The organism is Leifsonia aquatica H1aii (assembly GCF_000633535.1).
GTDB classification, from domain to species: domain Bacteria; phylum Actinomycetota; class Actinomycetes; order Actinomycetales; family Microbacteriaceae; genus Leifsonia; species Leifsonia aquatica_A.
In genome coordinates this window covers 24,823-41,340 of the sequence record NZ_AYMR01000020.1, presented here as the reverse complement: position 1 = coordinate 41,340, position 16,518 = coordinate 24,823, and the positions used below count along the sequence as shown (strand labels likewise).

The 16,518-nt window shown below is 70.7% G+C and carries 16 protein-coding genes; 5 read left to right on the top strand and 11 right to left on the bottom strand.

Annotated features, from left to right (window positions below; translation table 11 throughout):
• The first annotated feature begins 1 nt into the window (after position 1).
• Positions 2-1,408, top strand: coding sequence for a class II fumarate hydratase (locus U870_RS0117620; RefSeq protein WP_025158692.1), 1,407 nt, complete (start codon positions 2-4; stop codon positions 1,406-1,408).
• A gap of 103 nt (positions 1,409-1,511) precedes the next feature.
• On the opposite strand, the gene U870_RS0117615 is transcribed toward U870_RS0117620, so the two are convergent.
• The 4 genes from U870_RS0117615 to U870_RS0117600 all read right to left on the bottom strand — a co-directional run bounded on the left by U870_RS0117615 (position 1,512) and on the right by U870_RS0117600 (position 5,919).
• Positions 1,512-2,183, bottom strand: a complete 672-nt coding sequence (locus U870_RS0117615) for a hypothetical protein (protein WP_025158691.1) — start codon at positions 2,181-2,183, stop codon at positions 1,512-1,514.
• 103 nt (positions 2,184-2,286) lie between these two features.
• Complete coding sequence (locus tag U870_RS0117610) at positions 2,287-3,630, bottom strand: PhoH family protein (RefSeq protein WP_240183748.1); 1,344 nt, start codon at positions 3,628-3,630, stop codon at positions 2,287-2,289.
• Between the two features lie 255 nt (positions 3,631-3,885).
• Positions 3,886-5,001: an aminotransferase class V-fold PLP-dependent enzyme gene (locus U870_RS0117605; RefSeq protein WP_025158689.1), complete on the bottom strand. Its 1,116-nt coding sequence runs from the start codon at positions 4,999-5,001 to the stop codon at positions 3,886-3,888.
• A 123-nt stretch (positions 5,002-5,124) separates the two neighbouring features.
• Positions 5,125-5,919 carry an isoprenyl transferase gene (locus U870_RS0117600; RefSeq protein ID WP_025158688.1) on the bottom strand — a complete coding sequence of 265 codons (795 nt, stop codon included), beginning with the start codon at positions 5,917-5,919 and terminating at the stop codon, positions 5,125-5,127.
• A 72-nt stretch (positions 5,920-5,991) separates the two neighbouring features.
• Here U870_RS0117600 and trhA point away from each other — a divergent pair, with 72 nt between their 5' ends.
• Complete coding sequence (gene trhA / locus U870_RS0117595; RefSeq protein ID WP_081815335.1) at positions 5,992-6,810, top strand: PAQR family membrane homeostasis protein TrhA; 819 nt, start codon at positions 5,992-5,994, stop codon at positions 6,808-6,810.
• Between the two features lie 87 nt (positions 6,811-6,897).
• On the opposite strand, the gene U870_RS0117590 is transcribed toward trhA, so the two are convergent.
• Positions 6,898-7,176, bottom strand: a complete 279-nt coding sequence (locus U870_RS0117590) for a hypothetical protein (protein ID WP_025158686.1) — start codon at positions 7,174-7,176, stop codon at positions 6,898-6,900.
• Positions 7,177-7,310: 134 nt separating this feature from the next.
• Between U870_RS0117590 and U870_RS0117585 the strand changes: the two genes are divergently transcribed.
• Positions 7,311-7,706, top strand: coding sequence for a DUF4307 domain-containing protein (locus U870_RS0117585; RefSeq protein WP_240183747.1), 396 nt, complete (start codon positions 7,311-7,313; stop codon positions 7,704-7,706).
• Between the two features lie 108 nt (positions 7,707-7,814).
• Positions 7,815-8,306 carry a transcription elongation factor GreA gene (greA, locus tag U870_RS0117580; RefSeq protein WP_025158684.1) on the top strand — a complete coding sequence of 164 codons (492 nt, stop codon included), beginning with the start codon at positions 7,815-7,817 and terminating at the stop codon, positions 8,304-8,306.
• 69 nt (positions 8,307-8,375) lie between these two features.
• Here the strand turns inward: greA and ilvA are convergent, their stop codons facing one another.
• Both ilvA and U870_RS0117570 read right to left on the bottom strand, forming a co-directional pair.
• Positions 8,376-9,635: a threonine ammonia-lyase gene (gene ilvA / locus U870_RS0117575; protein ID WP_029947792.1), complete on the bottom strand. Its 1,260-nt coding sequence runs from the start codon at positions 9,633-9,635 to the stop codon at positions 8,376-8,378.
• 55 nt (positions 9,636-9,690) lie between these two features.
• Positions 9,691-10,932, bottom strand: a complete 1,242-nt coding sequence (locus tag U870_RS0117570) for an AI-2E family transporter (RefSeq protein WP_025158682.1) — start codon at positions 10,930-10,932, stop codon at positions 9,691-9,693.
• Between the two features lie 240 nt (positions 10,933-11,172).
• Between U870_RS0117570 and U870_RS0117565 the strand changes: the two genes are divergently transcribed.
• Positions 11,173-12,450 (top strand): FtsW/RodA/SpoVE family cell cycle protein, encoded by a 1,278-nt coding sequence (locus U870_RS0117565; protein ID WP_025158681.1) that lies wholly within the window; start codon positions 11,173-11,175, stop codon positions 12,448-12,450.
• On the opposite strand, the gene U870_RS0117560 is transcribed toward U870_RS0117565, so the two are convergent.
• The 4 genes from U870_RS0117560 to U870_RS0117545 are packed head-to-tail and all read right to left on the bottom strand — an operon-like array spanning position 12,413 to position 16,435.
• Positions 12,413-13,522: an ABC transporter ATP-binding protein gene (locus U870_RS0117560; RefSeq protein ID WP_025158680.1), complete on the bottom strand. Its 1,110-nt coding sequence runs from the start codon at positions 13,520-13,522 to the stop codon at positions 12,413-12,415. The genes U870_RS0117565 and U870_RS0117560 overlap by 38 nt on opposite strands.
• 2 nt (positions 13,523-13,524) lie before the next feature.
• Positions 13,525-14,340: an ABC transporter permease subunit gene (locus U870_RS0117555; protein ID WP_052357805.1), complete on the bottom strand. Its 816-nt coding sequence runs from the start codon at positions 14,338-14,340 to the stop codon at positions 13,525-13,527.
• Positions 14,337-15,317: an ABC transporter permease gene (locus U870_RS0117550; RefSeq protein ID WP_025158780.1), complete on the bottom strand. Its 981-nt coding sequence runs from the start codon at positions 15,315-15,317 to the stop codon at positions 14,337-14,339. The genes U870_RS0117555 and U870_RS0117550 overlap by 4 nt, the downstream gene beginning before the upstream one ends.
• Positions 15,296-16,435, bottom strand: coding sequence for an ABC transporter substrate-binding protein (locus U870_RS0117545; protein ID WP_025158678.1), 1,140 nt, complete (start codon positions 16,433-16,435; stop codon positions 15,296-15,298). The genes U870_RS0117550 and U870_RS0117545 overlap by 22 nt, the downstream gene beginning before the upstream one ends.
• Positions 16,436-16,518 lie beyond the last annotated feature (83 nt).

The following is a 16,518-nucleotide window of genomic DNA, read 5'->3' as shown; positions in this document are numbered from 1 at the left end:
CGTGGTGGACACCCAGGCGGACGCCGAGTACCGCATCGAGCACGACACGATGGGCGAGGTCCGCGTTCCCGCGGCCGCGCTCTACAGCGCTCAGACGCAGAGGGCCGTCGAGAACTTCCCCATCTCGGGCTCCGTGCTCGAGCCCACCCAGATCGCCGCCCTGGCGCGCATCAAGAAGTCGGCGGCGCTCGCCAACGCCCGCCTCGGCGTGCTGGATCAGGACATCGCGGACGCCATCGCCGCCTCCGCCGACGAGGTCGTCAGCGGAGCGCACGACGGCGAGTTCCCGATCGACGTCTACCAGACCGGATCCGGCACGTCCTCGAACATGAACATGAACGAGGTCCTCGCCACGCTCGCGACGCGCCGCCTCGGCAAGCCGGTGCACCCGAACGACCACGTGAACGCGTCGCAGTCGTCGAACGACGTCTTCCCGACCTCCGTGCACATCGCCGTGACCGGCGCGCTGATCGACGACCTCATCCCCGCCCTCGACCACCTCGCGGTGGCCCTGGAGGAGAAGGCCGAGCTGTGGGCCACCGCCGTGAAGTCGGGCCGCACGCACCTCATGGACGCCACCCCGGTGACCCTGGGCCAGGAGTTCGGCGGCTACGCCGCACAGGTCCGCTACGGCATCGAGCGCGTCCAGTCGTCGCTGACCCGCGTCGCGGAGGTCCCGCTCGGCGGCACCGCCGTCGGCACCGGCATCAACACCCCGCTCGGCTTCCCGCAGCTGGTCATCGAGCTGCTGACCGCCGAGACGGAGCTGCCGATCACCGAGGCGCGCAACCACTTCGAGGCGCAGGCCAACCGCGACGCACTGGTGGAGGCCTCCGGCGCCCTGCGCACCATCGCCGTCAGCCTGACGAAGATCTGCAACGACCTGCGCTGGATGGGCTCGGGCCCGAACACCGGTCTCGGCGAGCTCCACATCCCGGACCTGCAGCCGGGATCGTCGATCATGCCGGGCAAGGTCAACCCGGTCATCCCGGAGGCCGTGCTCATGGTCGCCAGCCGGGTCGTCGGCAACGACGCCACCATCGCGTGGAGCGGCGCCTCGGGCCTGTTCGAGCTCAACGTCGCCATCCCGGTGATGGGCACGGCGCTGCTGGAGTCGATCCGCCTGCTCACCCAGGCCAGCCGCGTGCTCGCGGACAAGACCGTCGCCGGCCTCGAGGCGAACCTCGATCGCGCCCGCGCCTTCGCCGAGTCCAGCCCGTCGATCGTGACCCCGCTGAACCGTGTGATCGGCTACGAGGCCGCCGCCAAGGTCGCCAAGCACTCGGTCGCACAGGGCATGACCGTCCGCGAGGCCGTCATCGACCTCGGCTTCGTCGAGCGCGGCGAGGTCACCCTGGAGCAGCTCGACGCGTCCCTCGACGTGCTGAGCATGACCCACCCGGGCTGACCCGCCTCTTCCACGCCTGCTTCCTGCCATAGGGGTCGCACATCGTCGCTTCGCCACAGCGATAACGACGATCTGCGACCCCTGTTGCGTGTTCCTGGTGCTCTCACGCCACGAGCACCACCACCCAGAAGGCCCCCAGCAGCGCCGGTCCGAACGCCACCTGCCGCAGGTGTCCACCCGGCACGGCTCGCGCGCCGCCCCCTCCAGCGCGCGTCGTCGCCACCTCGATCGTCGCGTGCAACGCGACGGCGCCGAATGCCGCCCCCAGCCACACCAGCGTCCACACGGACGGACCGCTCGCCGCTCCGGCCAGGGCGAGTGCGAGCAGGCCGCCGAGCTTCACATCCCCCATTCCGAGACCACCGCAGCAGGACAGCAGCAGGAGCCCAGCCACCACGAGCCCGCTCCCGCCGATGGGGACGACGATCGACTCCCACCCAGCCGGCCACCCCGGGCTCCACCCCACGTCCCCCGGGCCCGGCCACGGCCGCCCGGAGGACGACGGCCCAGAGAGCGCTCCTGCCGGCCCCCCGAGCAAGCTCGGAGACCCCCGGCCCAGCGCCTCCCACGCGAGTCCCACCGTCGCGAACAGGTATCCCGGCAGCACGAGCGCGTTCGGCAGCCGGTGCGTGCGGGCATCCGCGACCGAGAGCGGCACGGTCACCGCCGCGACGTACAGGCCGGCGAGCACGGCCGGGCCGGCGCCCCGCACCGCAACGAGCGCGGAGGCCAGCCCGACCGCGATCAGGATCCGGATCCCGATGTGCTCCCCCATGCCTCCACGCTAGGAGGCGAGCGCGGCGACAGGAGCGGGCGGCGGGAACCGGTGCACTGGCCCCTCCGTCCACACCTCGCGCTGCGCCGAGTGCGACGCCCGGTCAGGCGAGCTCGTTGGCCTCCAGCATCTCGGTCACGAGAGCCGCGATGGCCGACCGCTCGGAGCGGGTGAGGGTGACGTGGGCGAAGAGCGGATGACCCTTCAGCGTCTCGATCACGGAGGCGACGCCGTCGTGCCGGCCGACCCGCAGGTTGTCGCGCTGGGCGACGTCGTGCGTGAGGACCACTCGGGAGTTCTGACCGACCCGGCTCAGCACCGTGAGCAGCACGTTGCGCTCCAGCGACTGCGCCTCGTCGACGATCACGAAGGCGTCGTGCAGGGAACGGCCGCGGATGTGCGTGAGCGGCAGCACCTCCAGGATGCCCCGGTCGAGCACCTCGTCGAGGACGTTCTGCGACACCAGCGCGCCGAGCGTGTCGAAGACCGCCTGGCCCCACGGGTTCATCTTCTCGCCCTGGTCGCCCGGGAGGTAGCCCAGCTCCTGCCCGCCCACCGCGTAGAGCGGCCGGAACACCATGATCTTCTTGTGCTGCTGCCGTTCGAGCACCGCCTCGAGGCCCGCGCACAGGGCGAGCGCGGACTTGCCGGTCCCGGCACGACCGCCGAGCGACAGGATGCCGACCTCGGGGTCGAGCAGCAGATCGATGGCCAGGCGCTGCTCCGCCGAGCGCCCGTGCAGGCCGAAGACGTCGCGATCGCCGCGGACCAGCTTCACCTCGCCCGGGGAGACGACCCGGCCGAGCGCCGAGCCGCGGTCCGAGTGGATGACGAGCCCGGTGTTGACGGGGAGGGTGTCGGCGAGCGGCGTAGTCATCCACTCGTTCTCGTACAGGTCGCTCATCTGGTCGCTGCCCAGGGTGATCTCGGACAGACCCGTCCAGCCGGAGTCGACCACCTGCTCGTGCCGGTACTCCTCGGCGGCCAGACCGATCGAGGCGGCCTTCACGCGCAGCGGGAGGTCTTTGGAGACGACCGTCACGTCGAGCCCGTCGTTGGCGAGGTTGAGTGCGACCGCAAGGATGCGGGAGTCGTTGTCGCCGAGTTGCAGTCCGCTCGGGAGCACCCCCATGTTGGAGTGGTTCAGTTCCACCCGCAGCGACCCGCCGTCCCCGATCGGGATCGGGAAGTCGAGCCGCTCGTGCTCGACCCGAAGGTCGTCCAGGTTGCGCAGCGCCTGCCTCGCGAAGTACCCGATCTCCGGGTCGTTCCGCTTGCCCTCCAGTTCGCTGACGACGATCACCGGGATGACGACGGAATGCTCCGCGAACCGGTGGATCGCTTGGGGATCCGACAGGAGGACGGAGGTGTCGAGCACATACGTGCGCTCGGCCTGCTTCGTTCCGTCGGGTGCCGCCTCGAACTGCCGGGTCTTTGATTCAGCCACGACCACTCCCACCCCGCCGGCCCCCGCGGGGACCTGCGGATCAACTTGGCGAGTCGGCCGCTGGGTTCCGAAACGAACTTATGTGGCCGTCTCGACCGGGCGCCATGCCCGATGCCACGAAACTACGCCGCACCTCCGACACGGACGCCCCCGGGACCCGCGTGTCGCGTTTCCATCAGGTGAACAATCGCCCCCAGTTGTGGAGGCTGGACAGCGCCGCCGGCCCGGAGCGGGCGCGCCGACGCGGGCCCGGCGTCAGATCGCGGACGCGTAGGAGGTGAACGCCGCGCGCAGCATGTCGAGCGTCTCCTCCGTGGTCCCCGCGTGGACGCTGAACCGCACCGACGTCTGCCGCACCGACGCGCTCACGCCGTGGTTGAACAAGGACGCGCTGAGCGCGGTCAGGTTCTCCGGCGGCTCCACTACGACCATGCCGGCGCGCTCGGCCGGATTGCGCGGCGAGGTCACCGGCAGGGCGAACTCGTCGGCGAGGTCGATCACGCGCTCCACACCGTCCGCCATGGCGGAGTTCACCTGGGCCACGCCGGTCGCCGCGACCTCCTCGAGGGCGGCCGCGAAGCGCGCCTGCGCCACGGAGTCGGGATTGGAGATCGAGAAGGCGCGGGCGCCGTGCGCGGGCTCGACGACCTCGTCCCAGGTGAGACCCTCGCCGGTGCCGGTCCAGCCGCTGAAGACCGGGGTGAGGTGGTCGATCGCGCGGTCGCTCAGCGCGAGGAAGCCGGTCCCCCATCCCGCGCGCGCCCACTTCTGACCCCCGGCGAGCACCACGTCGGCCACCTCGTACGGCGCGTCGACCACGCCGAAGCCCTGGATGGCGTCGACGATCAGCAACCGATCGCCGATGACCTGGCGGATGCCGTCGATGTCGGCGAGGTAGCCGGTGCGCGAGTCGACGAGGCTCACCATCACGGCCGCCGTGGCCGGGGTGATCTGGTCGCGGATCTGCGCGGGCGTCACGCGCCCGTGGTCCGTCTCCAGCCAGGTCGGGGTGATCACGCGCATCGCCTGCGCAGCACGGACGGCGGCGTAGGTGACCGAGGGGAACTCGGCCCGCGACAGCAGCACCTCCCCGCCGGTGAGGCCGAAGGCGGCGTGCATGAGGCCGATGGAGGCGTTGGGCTGGAACGCGACCTGGTCGGCCGGGAAGCCGGTGAGCGCGGAGACGGCCGCGCGCACCCGGGCGTCCTCGCCCTGCAGCCGGTCGACGGTCCCGTAGCGCGCCCGCGCCAGGATCTCGTACTGGGCCGTCGCCTCGGCGCGGACCGTGGCCGAGATCGGTCCCACCCGGCCGTAGTCCAGGTATCCCGGCTCCTCGCCGAACCCGCGTGCGAACTCTTCGACTGACGTCATCCGAACCTCCCGTACGATTCTGGCGGCAACGGAGGAGTTCTGCCGCCGCACACGGCGTGTCGGCGGTGAACGGAAGGGATCCTCGCCTCGGAGGCGCGGACCTCCTCCGCTAGCGACGGAGGCTCAGCCGCCGAACCGCCGCTGGCGGCGGGAGTAGTCGCGCACCGCGCGCAGGAAGTCGACCTCGCGCAGGTCGGGCCCGAGCGCCTCCACGAAGTAGAACTCCGAGTGCGCGCTCTGCCAGAGCATGAAGTCGCTCAGCCGCTGCTCCCCCGAGGTGCGGATGACGAGGTCCGGATCCGGCTGGCCGCCGGTGTAGAGGTGCTCGCCGATCAGGTCGGGCGTGAGGAGGTCGGCGAGGGTCTCGAGGCTGCCGCCCTCGGCGTGGTGGGCGGCGACGATGCTGCGCATCGCGTCCGTGATCTCCTTGCGCCCGCCGTAGCCGACCGCGAGGTTGATGTGCATCCCGGCGTGGTCGGCGGTGCGCTGCTCGGCGCCGGCCAGCGCCGCCACCAGCGGTTCCGGGAGTCCGGACGTCGACCCGACGTGCTGCACGCGCCAATCGCGGTAGCGGGAGAGGTCGTCCGCCAGCTCGGCGATGATCTCGATCAGGTCGGAGAGCTCGGTGCTCTCGCGGTTGGTGAGGTTGTCGCTGGAGAGCAGGTACAGGGTGGCGACCGAGACGCCGAGGTCGTCGCACCACTCCAGGAACTCGCGCATCTTCGCCGCGCCCGCCCGATGCCCGTGGGCCACCGTGGTCAGACCGGCCAGACGCGCCCACCGCCGGTTGCCGTCGATGATCATCGCGACGTGCTTCGGCAGGGCCTGCTCACCCAGTCCCGCCAGCTCGCGGCGCAGCCGCTTCTGGTAGAGCCCGTAGAGCAGCCCGGCCCCCGGGGCGCTGCTGCGTTTGCTCACGGGGATACGTTAGCGCTCCGTTCCGTGTCCGGCTCTCAGCATCCCGCCACCCGCTTCCCCTACGCTTGGGCCATGTCGCCCCGCAACCGTCATGAGCCCGAGGACGTCTCGGAGCTCCTGCGCGAGCCCGCTTCGTCGCTCGAGCCGTCGGATGCGGCCGTCCAAGCCGACGACGCGACCGCCCGCGAGCGGGGACGCGACCTGCCGAACATCCCGCTGCTCGACGCCTCCCCCGCGAACATCGCCGAGATCAAGCCGACCTGGCGCGGCTGGATCCACGCGGGCACGTTCCCCTTCACCATCGCCGCGGGCATCGTGCTCATCTGCCTCGCGCAGGGCGCGCCGGCCAAGTGGGCGTCGGCCGTCTTCGTGCTCACGTCGATGCTGCTCTTCGGCAACTCGGCGCTGTACCACCGCTTCAATTGGAAGCCGCGCACCAAGGTCGTCCTGAAACGCATCGACCACGCGAACATCTTCCTGCTGATCGCCGGCACCTACACGCCGCTCGCGGTGCTCGCCCTCCCCCCGTCGAAGGGCATCCTGCTGCTCAGCTTCGTGTGGGGCGGCGCGCTGCTCGGGATCGGCTTCCGGGTGTTCTGGATCAATGCGCCGCGGTGGCTGTACGTGCCGATCTACCTGCTGCTGGGCTGGGCGGCGATGATGTACATCGTCGACCTGGTGAACGCCAACGTCGCGATGATGGTGCTGGTCCTCATCGGCGGCGTGTTCTACACGATCGGCGCCGTGATCTACGGCGTGAAGCGGCCGAACCCGTTCCCGGGCCGGTTCGGCTTCCACGAGATCTTCCACACGCTGACCGTGCTGGCGTTCCTCTGCCACTGGACGGCGACGCTGATCATCGCACTGCACCCCGCCTACAACGCAGGCTGAGCCGCCGCGCATTCGTGCCGAATGCGGTGATACCGAGCGTCGAAGACCGCATTCGGCACGAATGCGTGCGTCGTGGGTACGAGCGGTTCAGCGACCGTCGGTGGAGGTCGTGTCGTCCGAGGGGACCGAGCCGTCGGCGGCCTGCTCTGCATCGAGCTTGGCCGCGATCTCGGCGCGATAGCGCACCCGGCGGATCCGGCGGACCATGTCGAGAACCAGCAGCACGGCCGCCACAGCGACCAGGAACGTGACCACGAACCCGACGACGCCGGGAGTGACCTGATCCGCGTCCGGACCGCCGGACGGGGTCGGAGTCGGCGTCACGGCCAGCCAGACGGAAGCGCGCAGGAAGGCGTCGGCGATCATCGTTCGGGAGTCTCTTCTCTCACTCGGGAGGAAGCCGCGATTCTCAGCTTCATCTCCTAGTCTTGACTCAGCCTACCGCCGCCCCGACGGTGGGCCTGAACGTGGACCGAGAGGCGGAACCGGCGAGCATGGCCGTGACGCAGACCATCGATCGCCGCTACGGGCGGACGCCCCAGCGCAAGCGCCGGGACCGATGGTTCCTCATCGGCGGCGGGGTCGCCGTGCTCGCGGTCGTCGTCGCGTGGGTATTCTGGGCGGGCTGGGACAACAACCAGGCCGACCTGGAGGCGACGGACACGGCCTACACGATCACCGACGCGCACCACGTCGACATCAGCTTCACGATCAACGCACCGAAGAACACGCCGGTGACGTGCGCCATCCAGGCACTCAACGAGGACTTCGCGATCGTCGGCTGGCGCATCGTCAGCTTCCCCGGCACGGATGCCCGGGTGACCCAGCACACCGAGACCATCCGCACCATCTCGCAGAGCAACACAGGTTTGATTAACACCTGCTGGCTGACCTAGCATTCTGTGGATACGCCCCGACCGAGGTCGGGGCGTCTACTTTACCCACCGGCCCCGGCCGGTCTATCTGCTGACGCGGCACCAGCCGCGGGCGCAAAGGAGCTCACCATGTCCCAGGAGACACCGGTCACCTTTCTGACCCAGGACGCGTACGACCGTCTCGCGGCGGAACTCGAGGAGCTCAGCATCAACGGCCGCAACGAGATCGCCAAGCGTATCGAGGCGGCCCGCGAGGAGGGCGACCTCAAGGAGAACGGCGGCTACCACGCCGCCAAGGACGAGCAGGGCAAGATCGAGTCCCGCATCGTGCAGCTGACACTGCTGCTGCGCAACGCCACCGTCGGCGACGCGCCCGTGAGCCACGGCGTCGTGGAGCCGGGCACCGTCATCACCGCGACGATCGCGGGTGACGAGAGCGTCTTCCTCATCGGCAACCGCGAGATCGCAGCCGGCAGCGAGCTCCCCGTCTACAGCGAGCAGAGCCCGCTCGGCGCGGCCATCCTCGGACTGAAGATCGGCGACTCGACGGAGTACACAGCCCCCAACGGCCGTCAGATCTCGGTGGAGATCACCAAGGTCGAGACCTACGCCGGCCAGTAGCCTGCGCCAGACGGCCGAACGTCGGGCCCGAAATGCCGAAGCGGTCGAGGATCGGCCGTTTCGGCGTGGCTACTCGTAGTCGACGACGGCGTCGTAGCCGGCCGTCCGCAGCGCCTCGATGACCTGCTGACGGTGCTCGGTTCCGCGGGTCTCGACGCTCACGTCGAGCTCGACCTGGCTGATCTGCAGGCCGCGGCCGTGCCGGGTGTGCAGCACCTCGACCACGTTGGCGTTGACCCCGGCGAGGATCTCGGCGATCCGCGCGAGCTGGCCGGGGCGGTCCGGCATCATGATCGAGAGCTTGAGGTAGCGGTCGGACGCCGCCAGGCCGTGGCCGATGACGCGCTGCATGAGCAGCGGGTCGATGTTTCCGCCGGAGAGGATCGCGACGGTCGTGCCGTCGGCGGTGAACTTGTCGGCCAGGATGGCCGCGACGGCGGCCGCTCCGGCCGGCTCCACCACCAGCTTGGCGCGCTCCAGCAGCACCAGCATCGCGCGGGCGATGTCGTCCTCGGTCACGGTGACGACCTCGTCCACCGCGTCCCTGATGATCTCGAAGTTGAGGAGGCCGGGCTTGCTGACCGCGATGCCGTCGGCGATCGTGGGCACGAGCGAGATCTCGGTGACCTTTCCGGCCGCGAGCGACACCGGGTAGGCCGCGGCGTTGGCGGCCTGCACGCCGATCACGCGCACCGCGCGCCCCTCGAGCCGGGCGCGCTGCTTGACGGCACTGGCGACGCCGGAGATGAGACCGCCGCCACCGATGGGGACGACGATCGTCGTCACGTCCGGTACCTCGTCGAGGATCTCGAGCCCGAGAGTCCCCTGCCCGGCGACCACGTCGGGGTGGTCGAACGGCGGGATGAGCACGGCGCCGGTCTCGGCGGCGAAGTCGGCGGCGGCGCGGAGCGTCTCGTCGACGATGCTGCCGCTCAGCACCACATCGGCGCCATAGGCGCGCGTGGCCTGGAACTTGGGAATGGCGACGCCGACCGGCATGAAGATGGTCGCGTGGATGCCGAGCTCACGGGCGGCGAAGGCGACGCCCTGCGCGTGGTTGCCGGCCGAGGCGGCCACGACCCCGCGGGCCCGCTCCTCGGCGGAGAGCTTGGAGAGGCGGTTGTAGGCGCCGCGGATCTTGTACGACCCGGTCCGCTGGAGGTTCTCGCACTTGAGCAGCACCGGCACGCCCAGCACATCGGCGAGGAAGCGCGAGCTCTCCATCGGCGTCGGCTGCGCCACCCGGGACACGATGGACCGCGCAGCCTCGATCTCGTCCAGGCCGGGGCCGGCGAAGGGAGTGCGCGTGGAGTCGGTCACGGTAGCCACTCGCACAGCCTACTCGCCGCCATATTCCGCACCGTTCATGCGGGCGGAGCCCGGTTCAGGCCCGCGGGCGGCGCACAGCGCGGGGCACGGTCTCCCAGATCGCACCCGCCGGCGGACTGAACGCCTCCTGCGCTCGGCCGCGCCACGCTCCGCTCGAGATGTAGTGCACCATCACGTTCAGCACGGCGACGAATGGCACGGCGAAGAGCGCGCCCGGGATGCCGGCGAGCAGTGACCCTCCCGCGACCGCGAGCACCACGGCCAGCGGATGCACCTTGACCGCGGTTCCCATGATCAGCGGCTGCAGCACGTGGCCCTCGACCTGCTGCACGAGCAGCACGACGCCGAGCATGATGAGCGCGAACACCCACCCCTTGAAGACGAGAGCGATGAAGACGGCCAGCGCCCCCGTGACCACCGCGCCAACGATGGGGATGAAGGAGCCGAGGAAGACCAGCACACCGATCGGGATCACCAGCGGCAGTCCGAGGAAGAACGCCCCGAGCCCGATCCCGAGCGCGTCGATCGAGGCGACGAGGATCTGGACCTTGGCGAAGTTGCGGAGGGTGAGCCATCCGGCCTGTCCGGCCCCGTCGAGGGCGGCGCGGGCGTTGCGCGGGAAGATCCGCACGATCCAGCCCCAGATGCTCTTGCCGTCGATCAGGATGAACAGCACGCTGAAGATCGTCAGCAGGGCCCCGGCGAGCACGTGGCCCACGGTCGATCCCAGCGACAGCGCGCCGGAGATGAACACCTGGCTGTCCTCCTGGATCGAGGTCCAGATGGCCTGGAAGGTCCCGTTGATCTGATCCTCGCTGAGTCCCAGCGGGCCGGTGGTCAGCCAGGACCGGAACTGGTCGTAGGCGGCGATCGACTGGGTCTGCAGCTCGTGGCTCTCGCGGCTCACCTGCCAGATCGCCAGGTACAGCAGTCCGCCCACGACGACGACCAGGGCGACCAGGGCGGCCACGATGGCCAGCCAGCGCGGCCAGCCGTGCCGGTGCAGGACGTCTTTGAACGGCACGAGCAGCGCTGCCAGCAGCACGGCGATCAGCACCGGGATGACGATCAGGCGCAGCTGCACGATGAGGAAGACGACCACGGCGATGACCGCGCCGATCACCAGCAGGCGCCACGACCAGGCCCCGGCGAGCCGCACGCCGCGCGGCAGCGAGGCGTCCACCGGCTCGAGGTCGAGCGACTCCCCCGGCAGCTGCCTGCGGCGCAGGAACCAGGACCGTGCCGGTGCGCGGTTCTCACCGGCGGGAGGGGGGACGGGGGTCTCGCTGTCGGCCATGCCCGCCAGTCTAGGCGGGCGCATCACGTTCCCTCAGCGGCTTCTCAGGAGACCTCGCCGAAGTCACAGGAGGTCTCCAGGGGAGGCTCGCCGGCGGCACCGTCGCGGGCCGCGCATCCCGTGAGATGGCTGGATGCGCGGAGGGTCGGGCCGCCCGGCGGCGCCGCGGCCCTACCGTCGAGAACACAGCAACCGCCCTCCGGGCTCCTCTCCGCCCGCCGAGACACCGAGCAGCATCGCATGACCGCACCTCCCCCCTCCGCGCCTCCGGCTCCGAACGGCACCGGGCCGCGCCGCATCCTCGTCCACCTGCGACGGGGAGTCGAGCTTCCCACCGCCTTCGGCACACTGCTCGCCGCCGTCGTGCTCTTCCTCGTCGTCTTCGGCCTGGTGATGGTGCTCTCGGCCTCCTCCGTCGAGTCCTTCACCGACGGGAACGGCTTCTTCGGACGCTTCGAGTCGCAGGGCGGATACGCGGTGCTCGGCGTCGTGCTGATGCTGATCGTGGCGCGTCTGCCGCGGCGGACGGTGCAGCGGGTCGCCGTGGTCGTGCTCGTCGTCTCCTGTGTGCTGCAGATCCTCGCCCTGGCGACCCCGCTGGGCGTCAAGATCGGCGACAACACCAACTGGATCCGGCTCGGACCGCTTGCGGGCCAACCGTCCGAAGGCATCAAGCTCGGGCTGGTGATCTGGCTCGGGATGGCACTCGGCCGCCGCCCGGACGAACTGCAGGACTGGCGCGCGCTCGCACGCCGTGTGCTCCCCGTCGCCGGGCCGTCCCTCCTGCTGGTGGTCCTCGGCGGCGATCTCGGCACGACGGTCGTCATGGCCGCGTTCACGCTCGGCGCGCTGTACTTCGCCGGCGCACGCCTCAAGCATCTCGGTGTCGTGCTCGGGGCAGGGGCCTTCGCCGCCATCCTCATCGCCCTGTCGAGCGCCACCCGGCGCGGGCGCATCTCGGCGTTCTTCGGCGGTACGAGCGCGGTGAACCCGGACGTGAACTGGCAGCTGGACAACGCCCACTACGCCCTCGCGTCGGGCGGGCTCTGGGGCGTCGGGCTGGGCAACTCCCACGCCAAGTGGTCGTGGCTGCCGTCGGCCGACACGGACTTCATCTTCGCGGTCATCGGCGAGGAACTCGGCCTGATCGGGGCGTGCGTCGTGCTGCTGCTGTTCGCCCTGCTCGCCGTACTCCTGGTGCGGCTGGTGCGCTCCACCCCGGACCCGGTGGTGCGGGTGACCACCGGGACCGTGCTGGTGTGGCTGCTGTTCCAGGCCTTCGTCAACATCGGGGTGGTGCTCGGGCTGATCCCCACCCTCGGCGTGCCCCTGCCGTTCATCTCGGCCGGCGGCACGGCGTTGATCGCGTCGCTGGTGGCGATGGGCGTCGTGCTGTCGTACACCCGGCGCCCGCCCCGCCCGCTGCTGGACGGGGAGCACGTCGCGGCCGCCCGCCCCGGCGGCGACGTGCCCCCGTCGCTCAGGCGGCCGGGGAGACGGTGGCCGGCGCGCCGCTGAGCGCGATGTTCACGCGGTCGCCTGCGGACAGCACGTCGCCCGCGGCGTGCTGGACGGACAGCTCGGTGCCGTCCGCCAGGCGCACCCCGGTGCGCCGCAGGGCTCCGAGGAAGCTCGACGTGAGCACCTCTCCCGGCAGCCCCGAAGCGCCGAGCAGGACGTCCTCGGGACGGATGTAGGCGGTCACCGGGCCGTCCGGCGACGGCGTCGCGAGCGGGACCTCCTGACCGAGCACGGTGAGGCGGCCGCCGGAGACGGTGGCGGGGAGACGGTTGGTCAGTCCCACGAACTCGGCGACGAAGGCCGAGACCGGGCGGCGGTAGAGCTCCTCCGGACGACCGATCTGCTCGATCACCCCCGCGCGCATGACGGCGACGCGGTCGGCGACCGCGAGGGCCTCCTCCTGGTCGTGCGTCACGAAGAACGTGGTGATGCCGAGCTCGGTCTGGATGCGGCGGATCTCCTCCCGCAACTGCACGCGCACCTTGGCGTCGAGGGCCGAGAGCGGCTCGTCGAGCAGGAGCACCCGGGGCCGGGTGACCAGGGCGCGCGCCAGCGCCACGCGCTGCTGCTGGCCGCCGGACAGCTGATGCGCGTACCGGCCGGCGTGCTGCCCGAGCCCGACGAGCTCCAGGGCCTCGGCGGCGCGCCGCCGCCGCTCGGCCGCCGGGACCTTGCGCATCCGCAGACCGAACTCCACGTTCTGACCCGAGGTCAGGTGCGGGAACAGGGAGTAGGACTGGAACACCATCCCCAGGTCGCGGCGGTTGGCCGGCTCGTCGGTGACGTCGCGGCCGTCGACGAGGATGCTGCCCGCGTCGACGCGTTCGAGGCCGGCCAGGGCGCGCAGGGCGGTGGTCTTGCCGCAGCCGCTGGGGCCGAGAAGGGCGATCAGCTCACCCGGTTCGGCCGCGAGGTCGAGACCGTTGAGGCCGACACCGCCGCCGAAGTCGCGGACCAGCCCGCGCAGCTCGACGGTGCCGCCCAGGCCGGGCGCGGCGAGCGTGGGGGCGACGGCGCCGGCCGCACCGACGGACGCGGGCGAGTCGACGGGAGACGGGAGGACGGACATTCCTAGCCTTTCGCGATGCGCCGGCGACTCGCCACGAGGCGGTCGACGACGACGAGGAGGACGAACGCGAACACCAGCGCCAGCAGCGCGAAGATGACCGCGACGAACGGGTCGGACTGCGAGACCAAGAGCAACGAGGTCTGCAGGTTCACCCGGCTGAGCAGCGAGGCGATCGTGAACTCGCCCAGCACGACCGCGACGGAGAGCGCGGAGGCGGCGAGGATGCCGCGCCGCAGGTTCGGCACGATCGCCCGCCAGAACACGGTGCCCCAGCCGGCGCCGAGGGACCGCGCGGCCTCGCTCAGCGTGATCAGGTCGACGGCGGCGACGTTGCTCTGGATCGCCCGGTAGGCGTACGGCAGCACCGTGATGCCGTACGCGAAGGCCAGCGTCCACGAACCCGAGCCGAAGATCTGCGTGACCACCGCGTAGGTGGGTGCGAGGCCGACGACCATCACGATCGCTGGGATCATGATCGGCAGCAGGCACACCGCCTCCAGCAACCGGCGGAGACGGGCGAACCGCAGCTCCACCAGCACCATCGTCGGCAGCAGCACCAGGAGCACGATCGCCACCGTGACCACGGCGAGCACGAGCGAGTTGCCGAGACCCTGATAGACGCGGTCGTACCGCGTGGTCTCCCCGCTGAAGACCGCCTCCCAGCGATCGAAGCTGTAGACGCCGGGCTTGGCGGTGCGGAGCGTGAACTCCAGCATCGACAGCAGCGGGATGAGGAAGAACAGCCCGAGCAGGGTCCAGATGATCGTCCGGGCGACCACGCCGGGCCCGAGGCGCAGCGGCGCGACCCGGCGGCTCATCGCTGCCACCGGGCGGTGCGGCGCACGAGCGCCGAGTAGGCGAGCATCACGACGACCATCACGACGAGCATCCCGAGCGCCATCGCCCCGGCCAGGTTGGATCGGCCGAGCACCGTCTCGCTGATGAGCGCCTGGCGGATCTGCAGCGACACGATGTTGTTGGCCTGCCCGACGAGCGCCGCGGCGGTCGCGTACGAGGAGAACGCGTTGGCGAAGAGCAGCAGCAGGCTGCCCAGGAACGACGGGAGCAAGATGGGGCCGCCGACGCGGCGCCAGTAGGTCCAGCGGCTGCCGCCGAGCGTCGCGGTCGCCTCCAGCCACTGCGGGCGCAGGCCCTCCAGGGCCGGCAGGAAGGTGATGACCATGAGCGGGATCTGGAAGTAGAGGTACGGGAGGATCAGCCCGGGCACCGTGTAGAGCCACACGCCGTTCTCGTAGATGTTGATGTGGAACTGGTTGCGCAGCAGCACCGTCACGAGGCCCTGCGCTCCGATGGTCGCGATGAATGCGAAAGCGAGCATCACGCCGCCGAACTGGGCGAGCACGCTGCTGGCGGAGTCGACGAGCGAACGCCCGAAGCCTCCCGGGCGCGAGCCGAGCAGGGCGAAGCAGAGGGCGGCGCCGGCGATCGCTCCGACGACGGCGGTGACGGCCGAGAGCCAGAAGGCGCCGAAGAAGGAGCCGGCGATGGCCGGCTCGGCGAGGCCGGAGAGATTGCTCCAGGTGAAGCGGCCCTCGCCGTCGACGAAACCGCTGCCGACCGCGACGAGAGTCGGTACGGCCAGGAAGATCACGACGTAGAAGGCGAACGGGGTCAGCCCGAGCGCGGCGACGAGTCCGCGCGGCCGGCGGCGGGGACGCGCGAGCCGGGGGCCGGACGGCGACTGCCGCCGGGTCGCCCCGGCGGCAGCGCTGTCGACCGCCGACGCCGGAGCGTCAGCGAGGGTGCGGGTCATCAGCCGACCGCGTTGGCCCAGGTCGAGTTGAGGAGCGTGCCGGCGTCCGTGGCCTGCTTCTCGGTCATGACGGCGACCTCGTCCAGCTTGCCCGGGAACTCCTTGGTGTCCAGGGTCTTCGCCTTCTCCATGGCGTCGACGCGCGCCGGGTAGGCGCCGCCCTTCAGCCATGCGTTCTGAGCGGCGTCGCTGTAGAGGTACTCCTCCCAGAGGCGCGCGGCCGCGGGGTGCGGGGCGTCCTTGTTGATGGCCTGGTTGTAGTAGCCGACGTACGCCTTGCCCGGGAGGACGACGTACTTCCAGTCGATGCCGCCCGACTTGATCGTGTCGGAGGTGGTGTAGCCCTTCTGGTTGAACGACCAGTCGAGCAGCACCGGGGTCTCACCCGAGGCGATGGTGTTCGGCTTGCCGTCGGCGGCGTTCCAGTTGCCCGCGGCCTTCAGCTTCGAGAACCAGTCGACGCCGGTCTTCAGGTCGTCGAGGCTGCCGCCGGCCTGGAGCGTCGCCCACGCCACGGCGCCGGCCGCGGCCGCCGCCTGGGTCGGGTTGCCGTTGAGCGCGACCGCGCCCTTGAACTCCGGCTTCAGCAGGTCGTCGAAGCTCTTCGGCGGGGTCTTGATCTTGTTGGCGTCGTAGCCGACCGCCATCACACCGTAGTAGCCGACCTTCCAGAGGCCGTCCTTCTCCTTCTGGTCGGCGGGGATGTCGTCCCAGCCGGTCGGCTTGTACGGCGCGAAGTACTCGGTGTTGGCGAGGGCGACGGACGAGCCGATGTCGAAGGTGTCGGGGGCGGTGTCCTGACCCTTGAGCTTCTTGGCGGCGTCGATCTCCTCCTGGCTGGAGGCGCTGTCCTGGCTCGGGTTGATCGTGATGCCGTACTTCTTGGTGAAGCCGTCGAAGATCTCCTGGTAGTTGGCCCAGTCGCCCGGCGTCGCGATGATGTTGAGGCTTCCCTCTTTCTTCGCGGCGGCGACGAGAGCGTCCATGCCGCCCGCGGAGGCGACGTCGGTTGCGGTGGCCGCCGAGTTGCTGCCGGCGGTGCTGCTCGCGTCCGCTCCGCCGGAGCAGGCGGCGAGCGAAAGGGCGACCACGGTGGCCGCGGCCGCGAGGCCGGCGACACGTGCGCGCTTGTTGATCACGGAATATCCTCCAGTGCACGGGTTCGACCGGGCGGCGCCCGGTCCGAAGGTCACGCTAAGCAGCGCGGGAGACGCGTGGGCCA

Bases quoted from the DNA above. Each gene is read 5' to 3' on its own strand.
- U870_RS0117615 (WP_025158691.1), bottom strand. From the start codon at position 2,183: ATGGGGGAGCACATCGGGATCCGGATCCTGATCGCGGTCGGGCTGGCC.
- U870_RS0117605 (WP_025158689.1), bottom strand. From the start codon at position 5,001: ATGACGTCAGTCGAAGAGTTCGCACGCGGGTTCGGCGAGGAGCCGGGA.
- trhA (WP_081815335.1), top strand. From the start codon at position 5,992: ATGTCGCCCCGCAACCGTCATGAGCCCGAGGACGTCTCGGAGCTCCTG.
- U870_RS0117590 (WP_025158686.1), bottom strand. From the start codon at position 7,176: ATGATCGCCGACGCCTTCCTGCGCGCTTCCGTCTGGCTGGCCGTGACG.
- greA (WP_025158684.1), top strand. From the start codon at position 7,815: ATGTCCCAGGAGACACCGGTCACCTTTCTGACCCAGGACGCGTACGAC.
- U870_RS0117570 (WP_025158682.1), bottom strand. From the start codon at position 10,932: ATGGCCGACAGCGAGACCCCCGTCCCCCCTCCCGCCGGTGAGAACCGC.
- U870_RS0117565 (WP_025158681.1), top strand. From the start codon at position 11,173: ATGACCGCACCTCCCCCCTCCGCGCCTCCGGCTCCGAACGGCACCGGG.
- U870_RS0117560 (WP_025158680.1), bottom strand. From the start codon at position 13,522: ATGTCCGTCCTCCCGTCTCCCGTCGACTCGCCCGCGTCCGTCGGTGCG.
- U870_RS0117555 (WP_052357805.1), bottom strand. From the start codon at position 14,340: ATGAGCCGCCGGGTCGCGCCGCTGCGCCTCGGGCCCGGCGTGGTCGCC.